Source organism: Streptomyces sp. NPDC051322, assembly GCF_040689485.1.
Taxonomy (GTDB): Bacteria; Actinomycetota; Actinomycetes; order Streptomycetales; family Streptomycetaceae; genus Streptomyces.
The window spans coordinates 114,222-124,255 of the sequence record NZ_JBFBAK010000012.1 but is presented as its reverse complement, the minus strand read 5'-3'; the positions used below and the strand labels follow the sequence as shown (position 1 = coordinate 124,255).

General features: G+C 71.6%; 11 protein-coding genes and 1 rRNA gene. 10 read left to right on the top strand and 2 right to left on the bottom strand.

Annotation, left to right across the window (positions count from 1 at the left end; translation table 11 throughout):
* The 3 genes from rrf to AB0436_RS26405 form a co-directional block, all read left to right on the top strand.
* A 5S ribosomal RNA gene (gene rrf / locus AB0436_RS26415) occupies positions 1–92 on the top strand; the annotation flags it as partial.
* 213 nt (positions 93–305) lie between these two features.
* Positions 306–1,478 carry a hypothetical protein gene (locus AB0436_RS26410; protein ID WP_366470431.1) on the top strand — a complete coding sequence of 391 codons (1,173 nt, stop codon included), beginning with the start codon at positions 306–308 and terminating at the stop codon, positions 1,476–1,478.
* Complete coding sequence (locus AB0436_RS26405) at positions 1,418–2,140, top strand: hypothetical protein (RefSeq protein WP_366470430.1); 723 nt, start codon at positions 1,418–1,420, stop codon at positions 2,138–2,140. Before AB0436_RS26410 ends, AB0436_RS26405 begins: the two co-directional genes overlap by 61 nt.
* 75 nt (positions 2,141–2,215) lie before the next feature.
* Here AB0436_RS26405 and AB0436_RS26400 read toward each other — a convergent pair whose 3' ends face one another.
* Entirely contained in the window at positions 2,216–3,544 is a 1,329-nt protein-coding gene (locus AB0436_RS26400) for a DUF1015 domain-containing protein (RefSeq protein WP_366470420.1), read from the bottom strand.
* Between the two features lie 67 nt (positions 3,545–3,611).
* Between AB0436_RS26400 and AB0436_RS26395 the strand changes: the two genes are divergently transcribed.
* The 4 genes from AB0436_RS26395 (at position 3,612) to AB0436_RS26380 (ending at position 7,617) form a co-directional block, all read left to right on the top strand.
* Positions 3,612–4,640 (top strand): HAD-IIA family hydrolase, encoded by a 1,029-nt coding sequence (locus AB0436_RS26395; RefSeq protein ID WP_366470419.1) that lies wholly within the window; start codon positions 3,612–3,614, stop codon positions 4,638–4,640.
* Positions 4,641–4,748: 108 nt separating this feature from the next.
* Positions 4,749–5,732, top strand: coding sequence for an iron chelate uptake ABC transporter family permease subunit (locus AB0436_RS26390; protein WP_366470429.1), 984 nt, complete (start codon positions 4,749–4,751; stop codon positions 5,730–5,732).
* Positions 5,729–6,766, top strand: coding sequence for an iron chelate uptake ABC transporter family permease subunit (locus AB0436_RS26385; RefSeq protein WP_366470418.1), 1,038 nt, complete (start codon positions 5,729–5,731; stop codon positions 6,764–6,766). Before AB0436_RS26390 ends, AB0436_RS26385 begins: the two co-directional genes overlap by 4 nt.
* Before the next feature lie 20 nt (positions 6,767–6,786).
* Entirely contained in the window at positions 6,787–7,617 is an 831-nt protein-coding gene (locus tag AB0436_RS26380; protein WP_366470417.1) for an ABC transporter ATP-binding protein, read from the top strand.
* Here the strand turns inward: AB0436_RS26380 and AB0436_RS26375 are convergent.
* Positions 7,601–7,948: an SCP2 sterol-binding domain-containing protein gene (locus tag AB0436_RS26375; RefSeq protein ID WP_366470416.1), complete on the bottom strand. Its 348-nt coding sequence runs from the start codon at positions 7,946–7,948 to the stop codon at positions 7,601–7,603. The two genes, AB0436_RS26380 and AB0436_RS26375, sit on opposite strands and share 17 nt — an antisense overlap.
* 42 nt (positions 7,949–7,990) lie before the next feature.
* Between AB0436_RS26375 and AB0436_RS26370 the strand changes: the two genes are divergently transcribed.
* Genes AB0436_RS26370 through AB0436_RS26360 form a run of 3 tightly spaced genes read left to right on the top strand, consistent with a single transcriptional unit; the run spans position 7,991 to position 10,033 of the window.
* Positions 7,991–8,284, top strand: a complete 294-nt coding sequence (locus AB0436_RS26370) for a hypothetical protein (protein ID WP_366470415.1) — start codon at positions 7,991–7,993, stop codon at positions 8,282–8,284.
* Positions 8,285–8,291: 7 nt separating this feature from the next.
* Positions 8,292–9,107 carry a TlyA family RNA methyltransferase gene (locus tag AB0436_RS26365; protein WP_366470414.1) on the top strand — a complete coding sequence of 272 codons (816 nt, stop codon included), beginning with the start codon at positions 8,292–8,294 and terminating at the stop codon, positions 9,105–9,107.
* Positions 9,104–10,033 (top strand): NAD kinase, encoded by a 930-nt coding sequence (locus tag AB0436_RS26360; RefSeq protein ID WP_366470413.1) that lies wholly within the window; start codon positions 9,104–9,106, stop codon positions 10,031–10,033. The genes AB0436_RS26365 and AB0436_RS26360 overlap by 4 nt, the downstream gene beginning before the upstream one ends.
* The last annotated feature ends 1 nt before the right edge of the window (position 10,034 follow it).

Below are 10,034 nucleotides of genomic sequence, written 5' to 3'. Positions count from 1 at the left end.
CGCCCGGTTACATTCCGAACCCGGAAGCTAAGCCTTTCAGCGCCGATGGTACTGCAGGGGGGACCCTGTGGGAGAGTAGGACGCCGCCGAACAATCTTTGAAGGACCTTTGGTCCCAGCGTTCACGCTGGGACCAAAGGTCCTTTTTTTATTTCCCGATGCGCGGCGGATGACCGACTGCGTGAGAATGATTGCGTTACCCGAAGACAGGAGTCACACCGATGTCCACCAACTCTCCCGACGACCGTCCGGAGCGCGAGCCGCGTCGCCGGGACGGCGGCGACCAGGGCGGGTCCCGAGGTGGTCGTGACGACCGTCCGAGTGGTCCCCGCCGGGACAACGACCGTGGTGGCTTCCGCCGTGACGACCGCTCCGGCGGCCCCCGCCGTGACGACCGCCGTGACGACCGCCGTGGTGATCGTCGTGACGACCGTGGTGGTCGTCCGGCCGGTGCCGGTGGCGGGTACCGCGGTAACCGCGATGACCGGCCGAGCGGGCCTCGTCGCGATGACGACCGTGGTGGGCGCCCCAGTTCCGGCGGCGGTGGCTACCGCGGTGGGCAGCGCGACGAACGCGGCGGACGTCCTGGCAGTGGTGGCGGGTTCGCCCGTCGCGACGACCGTCCGCCCTTCCGGCGCGATGACCGACGCGACGACTCCCGTGGTGGACGTCCCAGCAGTGGTGGCGGTTTCGAGCGGCGTGATGACCGTTTCGGCGGTCCGCGTCGGGACGACCGGCGTGATGACCGGGGTGGTCGTCCGGCCGGTGCCGGTGCTGGTGGCGGGTACCGCGGGAACCGGGACGACCGGCCGAGCGGGCCTCGCCGCGATGACGACCGTGGTGGGCGCCCGAGTTCCGCCGGCGGTGGCTACCGCGGTGGTGACCGTGGGGGCTTCCGCAGGGACGACAGCCGCGGTGACACCCGGGGCGGTGACACCCGTGGCGGTGGCTTCCGTGGGGGTCGCGATGACCGTCCGAGCGGCCCGCGCCGCGATGACAACCGCGGTGGACGTCCCAGCAGTGGTGGCGGGTTCGCCCGTCGCGACGACCGTCCGCCCTTCCGGCGCGACGACCGGCGCGACGACCGCTTCGGCGGCCCCAGCCGCGACGACCGCCGTGGCGACCGGCGTGATGACCGTGGTGGTCGTCCGGCCGGTGCCGGCAGCGGTGGCGGATACCGCGGTAACCGGGACGACCGGCCGAGCGGGCCTCGCCGCGATGACGACCGTGGTGGCAGCTTCCGTCGTGACGAACGCCCCAGCGGCGGGGGCGGTTACGGTCGGCGCGACGAGCGTGGCGGTAGCCGTGGCAGTGACCGCCGTGACGACCGGGGCGGCTTCCGCGGTGGGCGACGCGATGAGCGCAGTGGTGGGTTCCAGCGGGACGAGCGGGACCGCGACCGCGAGCCCATCAAGCGGCTGCCGATCCCCGAGGACGTCACCGGCCAGGAGATCGACAAGGACGTGCGGCAGGAGCTGATGAGCCTGCCGAAGACCCTCGCCGAGGACGTCGCCAAGAACCTGGTGATGGTCGCCCGGCTGATCGACGACGACCCCGACGAGGCATACGCGTACTCGCGTATCGCCCTGCGACTGGCCTCCCGGGTAGCTGCCGTACGTGAGGCGGCCGGTTTCGCCGCGTACGCCACGCAGAAGTACTCCGAGGCGCTCGCGGAGTTCCGTGCCACCCGCCGGATGACCGGCACCGTCGAACTGTGGCCCGTCATGGCGGACTGCGAGCGCGGACTCGGGCGGCCGGAACGTGCCATGGCGATGGCCGGTGAGCCGGAGGTGCAGAAGCTCGACAAGGCGGGACAGGTCGAGATGCGTCTGGTCGCGGCCGGTGCACGCCGTGACATGGGACAGATCGATGCGGCGATCGTGACGCTGCAGAGCCCGGAACTGGCGTCGAACTCCGTGCAGCCGTGGACTGCCAGGCTGCGTTACGCGTACGCCGACGCACTGCTGGCCGCCGGACGCGAGGACGAGGCGCGCGAGTGGTTCGCCAAGACCATCGAGTGCGACAAGGACGGCGCGACGGACGCTTCGGACCGGCTTGCCGAGTTGGAGGGCGTCGAATTCGTCGACGTCGAGCACGAGTCCGGCGACGAGCCGGACGACGGGCCCGAGGACGAGTCCTGACGCAACGTCCGCTGATCGGACGAAAAGGGCGGTGCCCCGGGAGGAAGCTCCCGGGGCACCGCCCTTTTCCGGTCGTCAGTCGAGGCTGAGACTGCGCAGCACCAGCCCGGTGGCCGGCTTCGGCCCGAACGACGTCGACTTCCGGGGCATGGTCACGCCCTGCCGGGCGAGTTCCAGTACGACCTCCTCGCGTACCGGATGCATCAGCACCGCCGTACCGCCCCGGCGTTCTGCCTGTTCGACGGCCGCGTCCGTGGCATGGATGTACGTGATGTGCTCGGGAGCGTCGGGAATGCGCCAGACCTGATCGAGGAGCGTGTGATGGAGCACCGTCGCGTCCAGGGTGCGCCAGGCCGGCGGATGGTCCCGGGGCACCGTGCGGGCGAGGAGTTCCTCGTCCGGTCGGTCGATGAGGTGGAAGCCGCCGTCGCCCGCCAGCAGAAACGCGTTGCCCGTGGCGGCCGCCTCGGCCAGGGCATCCAGCGCCCGGGGGAGGCCGTCGACCTCCCGGATGCGGAACAGGCCCTCGATCGCGTCCAGCGCCTCGGCGACCGGGACTCGGTGCAGCAGCCGGTGGATCGCCCGGACCTGGAGCGGATGGCGGACCGTGTCGATGAGCAGCACCAGTCCGTAACCCCAGGGGCCGGGACCCGGGTGTTCGGTGCGCAGCCGGAGATAGGTCGCCCAGCGATGGTGCCCGTCGGCGATCAGCGCCTGCCGATGGGCGAGGTCGGACTGGGCCTCGGCGATCTCCGCCGGGTCGGTGAGGGACCAGAGCCGGTGGCTGAAACCGTCCTCGGTGGTTGTCGCGAGCAGCGGCGGACGGGCGATGGCGCGCTCGATGACGGCCGCCGCACCGGCCGCATGCGTCTCGCACCCCGGACCGGCCTCGCGCCCCCGGCCCGCCCCCGTCGCGCTGCCGTCGCTGCGGTAGGTCAGCAGGAGCGGCTCGAAGTTGGCGGCGGTCGCACGCATCAGGGCCGCCCGGTCCTCGACGATGTCCGGCATCACCGCCTCGTGCGGAAGGACCACACCGTGCTCGGGGCCGGAGAGGGCCAGCGCACCGATCAGTCCCCGCTGCAGCAGTTCGCCCTTGCGCTGCTCGTAGACGTACAGAGCGGGTTCGGGATCCGGGGCGAGAATGCCTTCGGCGAGCCAGTGGGAGAGGGTCGTTGCGGCTTGTTCGTTGCGAGCCGCAGGAGTGTCGGCCTGCGGCAGGATCAGCCGGACGATGTTGTGCGGATCGGCGGACTCCAGGTGCAGGAGCCCGTCGGGCCTGACCACGACGTCGTAGGGCGGCGATGTCACGGCGGCGAGGCTCCCCACCCGCTCGGGGACGTAACGCAGCCCACGGAAGGGGAGCAGTTGCAGTCCGGCGTCCGCTTGCTGACCACGTTTGCTCATTGCTGCATGGTAAGTGGGGTTTCGATATGCGGGATGATCGGGGGAGAACCCCGGAACGAGGAGTGCGATGAGCCGGCAGAGCAGGACCAGGCCCGAGGGCAGCACCGCGGCGCTGAGCGAGGCGTACGACACTGCGCTGCTCGACCTGGACGGGGTGGTGTACTCGGGCGGAGAGGCGATCGCCCACGCGGTCGCCTCGCTCGGAACGGCGCGGGACGGCGGGATGCGTCTCGCGTACGTCACCAACAACGCGCTGCGGACGCCGGACGCGGTGGCGCGGCATCTGACCGAGCTCGGGGTCCCTGCCGAGCCCACTGACGTCATCACCTCGTCACAGGCCGTGTCCCGGCTGATCGCCGATCAGGTTCCGCAGGGGGCACGGGTGCTGGTCATCGGCGGCGAAGGACTGCGGGTCGCGCTGCGGGAGCGCGGGCTCGAGCCGGTGGACTCGGCCGATGACGGTCCGGTGGCCGTGGCGCAGGGGTACGGCGGCCCCGAGCTGGCCTGGTCGCGGTTGGCCGAGGCTGCGTACGCGATCAACCGCGGGGTGCCGTGGTTCGCCTCCAACACGGATCTGACCATTCCCACCCCGCGCGGCATCGCTCCCGGTAACGGTGCGGCGGTCGAGGTGGTCCGCATCGCGACCGGCGCCGAGCCGCAGGTGGCCGGGAAGCCGCTGCCGCCGATGCACCGGGAGACCGTGCTGCGGACCGGGGCCGAGCGGCCGCTGGTGGTCGGGGACCGTCTCGACACGGATATCGAAGGCGCTTTCAACGGAGGCGTCGACTCGCTGCTGGTGCTCACCGGAGTGACGGACGGGCCGCAGCTGCTGGCCGCGAAGCCCGAGCACCGGCCGACGTTCGTCGACGCCGATCTGCGCGGGCTGCTGACCGGGCAGCCGGAAGTGGCCGCTGCGGACGGCACGTTCGGGTGCGGCGGATGGACGGCGTCCGTCCGGGGTGGAGAGCTGGTCCTGGAGGGGGATGGCGGTCCGCTGGACGGGCTGCGGGCGCTGTGCGCCGCGGCCTGGACGGAGGCGGGGGACGGTTCCTGCGTTCTCGACGCCGGGAAGGCGCTGTCCCGGGCCGGGCTGTGAGGCGCCGGCCCGTGAGGGATGGGCAGGGTAGGCTAACCTAACCGGGTGTTGGTCGACAGTCCTCCCGAACAGCGCGCGGACCCCGCCCCCGCGCCCCCCAACCGCGCAGTGCCGCGCGCCGCCGGGCTGCTCCTTGCTCTGGCTGTGCTGCTGGTGGTGGCCGTCGCGAGCATCGCGATCGGCGCCAAGGCGGTGCCGCTGGGCGACGTGTGGCACGGCCTGGCGCACAGCTCGGGCCGGGGCAACGACGTACTGATCCGCGAGGTGCGTCTGCCGCGCACCGTGCTGGGGCTGCTCGTCGGGGCCTCGCTGGGCGTCGCCGGAGCGGTGATGCAGGCGCTCACCCGCAACCCGCTGGCCGAGCCCGGCGTCCTCGGCGTCAATGCGGGGGCGTCCGCCGCAGTGGTCTCCGCGATGAGCTTTCTCGGCGTCAGTTCCTTCACCGGCTACGTGTGGTTCGCGTTCGCGGGCGCCGCGGTCGTGTCGGTGCTGGTGTACGCGCTGAGCGGAAGCCGCGGTGCCACACCGGTCCGGCTCGCGCTGGCCGGCACAGCGGTCAGCGCGGCGCTCTTCGGCTACGTCAACGCCGTACAACTCCTCGACTCGGCCGCGCTGGACAAGTTGCGCTTCTGGACGGTCGGTTCGCTGGCGTCCGCCACCTCGGGGACCGTCTCCCAGGTGTGGCCCTTCGTGGCGGCCGGACTGCTGATCGCGCTGCTGATCGGCCGGCCGCTCAACGCGATGGCGCTGGGGGACGACACCGCACGGGCGCTCGGCGCCCATCTGACCCGTACCCGGATCCTGTCGATGATCGCCGTCACCCTGCTCTGCGGCGCCGCGACCGCCGCCTGCGGTCCGATCGTCTTCATCGGGCTGATGGTGCCGCACCTCGTCCGGGCCATCACCGGTCCGGACATGCGGTGGACGCTGCCGTACGCGGCGGTGCTCTCGCCGGTGCTGCTGCTCGGCGCCGATGTGGTGGGCCGGGTCGTCGCCCGTCCCGCCGAGCTCCAGGTAGGGATCGTGACCGCGCTCATCGGCGGGCCCGTCTTCATCTTTCTCGTCCGCCGCCGGAGGATGACCCAGCTGTGAAAGCGATGCACGCGATACGCACCCCGGCGGGGTTCTCCCTGCGGGTCGACATCAGAGCGGTGGCCGTGACGGTGCTGCTCGCGGTGGTCGCGCTGGCGGCCGGCGTGGTCCTCATCGGGAGCGGCGACTACCCGATCGCGCCCGGCGACGTCGTCCGTACGCTGTTCGGCGGCGGCAGCGCGGCCCAGGAGTTCATCGTCAACGACCTGCGACTGCCGAGAGCCCTGGTCGGGCTGCTGGTCGGAGCGGCGCTCGGGGTCTCGGGAGCGGTCTTCCAGTCCATTTCCCGCAATCCGCTGGGCAGTCCGGACGTGATCGGCTTCGGGCAGGGCGCGAGCGTCGGGGCGCTCACCGTGATCGTGCTCTTCCACGGCGGAGCAACCGCCGTGGCCGGCGGTGCGATCGTCGGCGGCCTGGTGACCGGCATCGCCGTGTACGCCCTGGCGTGGAAACGCGGCGTGCACGGCTATCGACTGGTCCTCGTCGGTATCGGCGCCGCCGCGATGCTCACCGCCTGCAACAGCTACTTGCTCACCAAGGCCGACCTGGTCGACGCGACACGCGCCGTCGTCTGGATGACGGGTTCCCTCGACGGACGGGACTGGTCGCAGTTCTGGCCGCTGTCGGTGACCAGCGTGGTGCTGCTGCCCGTGGTCATCGGACAGGGGCGCAACCTGAGGATGCTGGAGATGGGCGACGACGCCGCCCATGCTCTGGGGGTACGGGTCGAGCGGACGAGGCTGGTGCTGTTGCTGGCCGCGGTGCTGCTCACCGCGGTGGCCACCGCGGCCGCCGGGCCGATCGCCTTCGTGGCGCTGAGTGCGCCCCAGCTGGCCCGGCGGCTGACCCGCTCGCCGGGGGCGAATCTCCTTCCCTCGGCCTGCATGGGCGCGGCCCTGCTGGTCGTCGCCGACTGGATCGCCCAGCAGGCATTCGGCGACCGGCAGTTGCCGGTGGGAGTGGTGACCGGGGTGATCGGTGGTTGCTATCTGCTGTGGCTGCTGGTCTCCGAACGCAAAGCAGGACGGATCTGATGACTTCCAGGAGCACGCCCATGCAGCGACTCACCGCCGAATCGGTCACCCTCGGCTACGAGAAGCGGATCATCGCGGAGGACCTCTCCGTGCAGATCCCCGACCACTCCTTCACCGTCATCGTCGGCCCCAACGCCTGCGGCAAGTCGACGCTGCTGCGCGCCCTGTCACGGATGCTCAAGCCCTCACAGGGGCGGGTGCTGCTGGACGGACACGCGATCGGGTCGATGCCGGCCAAGAAGGTCGCCAGGACGCTGGGTCTGCTGCCGCAGTCCTCGGTCGCACCGGACGGGATCACGGTCGCCGACCTGGTGGCGCGTGGTCGCTACCCCCACCAGGGGCTGCTGCGGCAGTGGTCGCCCGAGGACGAGCGGATCGTCGAGGAGTCGATGGCGTCGACCCGGATCGGTGAGCTGGCCGATCGCTATGTCGACGAACTCTCCGGCGGCCAGCGTCAGCGTGTCTGGATCGCGATGGCACTGGCCCAGCAGACCCCCCTGCTGCTGCTCGACGAGCCGACCACCTTCCTCGACATCCAGCACCAGATCGACGTGCTGGATCTCTGCGCGGAACTGCACGAGACGCAGGGCCGCACCCTGGTGGCCGTACTGCACGATCTGAACCATGCGGCGCGTTACGCGACCCACCTCATCGCCATGCGCGACGGTGCTGTTGTCGCCGAGGGGCCGCCCGAGCAGGTGGTGACCGCTGAGCTGGTGGAACAGGTCTTCGGGATGCGCTGCCAGGTCATCGACGACCCGCAGACCGGGACCCCGCTGGTGGTGCCGGCCGCGCGGAAGGCCCGGGCCCGCACCGCCGCGGCCGACGCCGTGGTCAGAGAAGCGTTCTGAGCCGCAGCAGATCGCGGAAACCGGCCTCCAGGCTGATCCGGCCCGACGCCCAGGCCTTCGCGAAGTTCAGTTCGCCCGCGACCAGGGAGACCAGGTCGTCGCCCTTCATGGCGAGCCGGATCTCCGCCTTGTCCGGTGGTGGCCCCTGACGTGTGTCGAGCACCTGGATCCGGCCGTCCACCAGGCGGCCGGTGAAGGTGACATCGAGGTCGGTGATGCGGCAGCTCAACGACCGGTCGAGCGCTGCCGCGCTGCGCACCTGGCTGTTCGCCTGCGCCATGTTGTCCGAGAGTCTGTCGAGGGCACTGCGGCACTCTTCTGTCGTCGCCATCGTGATCGACCGTACCGCAGCGCTTCGCGGTAGCGTCTGGGCATGAGTGACTCGATCGCGGGGCCCTCCGACACGGAGCCCGGGCCGCAAGCCGCTGAGGTACCCGACCCGGCCGCTCCCGCGCCGCTGGGCGTGACGCGTACCCCCACCGGCGACGAAGCGGTGGACGCGGTGCTGGACCGGCTGGCCGACGCCGACCACCTCGCCGCCGACGGGCATGTCGAGGTGTACGAGGATGTACATCGGGGATTGCGTGCGGCGCTGGACGCGCTCGACGCACAGCCGGGACCGCAGGCCCCGGCCCGTGGCCCCCTTCCGTACAACAGCAGGAGCTGAACCGAACGTGGCAGGAGTGGCACGCCGCCGCCTCGACGCCGAGCTGGTCCGCAGGAGTCTGGCGCGCTCGCGCGAGCACGCCAGTCAGCTGATCGCCGCCGGGCGGGTGACCGTCGGCGGCGCCACCGCCACCAAGGCGGCCACCCAGGTCGAGACCAGTGCGGCCGTGGTGGTGCGCAAGGACGACAGCGACCCCGACTACGTGTCACGCGGCGGACACAAGCTGGCCGGTGCCTTCACGGCCTTCGAGCCGCTCGGGCTGAAGGTCGCGGGACGGCGGGCGCTGGACGCGGGCGCGTCGACCGGTGGCTTCACCGATGTGCTGCTGAGGGCCGGCGCTGCGCAGGTGGTCGCCGTGGACGTGGGGTACGGGCAGCTCGCCTGGTCGCTGCAGAGCGACGACCGGGTCACCGTGAAGGACCGTACGAACGTACGCGAACTCACCCTCGAAGCGATCGGCGGCACCCCGGTCGACCTGGTCGTCGGGGACCTCTCGTTCATCGCGCTGGGTCTGGTGCTGCCCGCTCTGGTGCGGTGTGCCGGGCCCGGCGCCGATCTGGTGCTGATGGTCAAACCCCAGTTCGAGATCGGCAAGGACCGGCTCGGCAGCGGCGGCGTCGTGCGCAGCCCGCAGCTCCGTGCCGAGACGGTCCGGACGGTGGCACGGCAGGCCGCGGAGCTGGGCCTGGGCGTACGCGGGGTCACCGCGAGTCCATTGCCGGGCCCGTCCGGGAACGTCGAGTACTTTCTGTGGCTGCGGGCGGACGCGCCCGCGCTGGACCCGGCGGAAGTGGACCGTGCAGTGGCGGAGGGGCCTCAGTGACAGACACAGCACCGAATGCGGCGGAACCGCGCGCGCCACGCACCGTTTTCCTGCTGGCGCACACGGGCCGGCCGGCCGCCATCCGCAGCGCCGAACTCGTCGTGCACGGGCTGCTGAAGTCCGGCATCGGCGTACGGGTGCTGGAGGCGGAGGCGGCCGATCTGCCGCTGCCTCCCTCGGTCGAGCTGGCCCCCGCGGCGACCCCTGCCTGCCTCGACGGGTGCGAACTCCTGGTGGTGCTCGGCGGTGACGGGACGCTGCTGCGCGGCGCCGAGTTCGCCCGGGCGTCCGGGGTGCCGATGCTCGGCGTCAACCTCGGCCGGGTCGGCTTCCTCGCCGAGGCCGAGCGGGACGACCTGGACAAGGTGGTCGACCGGGTGGTCGGCCGTTCCTACCAGGTCGAGGAGCGGATGACCGTCGATGTCGTCGTCCATCAGAACGGCAGCATCGTCCACCGGGACTGGGCGCTCAACGAGGCCGCCGTGCAGAAGACCGAACCCGAGCGGATGCTGGAGGTCGTCCTGGAGATCGACGGCCGCCCGGTCACCGGTTTCGGCTGCGACGGAATCGTCTGCGCCACGCCGACCGGTTCGACGGCCTACGCCTTCTCGGCGGGCGGCCCGGTGGTGTGGCCGGAGGTGGAGGCGTTGCTCATGGTGCCCATCGGCGCGCACGCCCTCTTCGCCAAACCGCTGGTGACCTCGCCGACGTCGGTACTCGCGGTCGAGGTGCAGCCGCACACCCCGCACGGCGTGCTGTGGTGCGACGGCAGGCGTTCGGTGGAGCTGCCGGCCGGTGCCCGGGTCGAGGTGCGCAGGGGCGCCGTACCGGTCCGGCTCGCCCGGCTGCACCACGCCTCTTTCACCGACCGGCTGGTGGCCAAGTTCGCCCTCCCGGTGGCCGGCTGGCGCGGGGCGCCGCACTAGG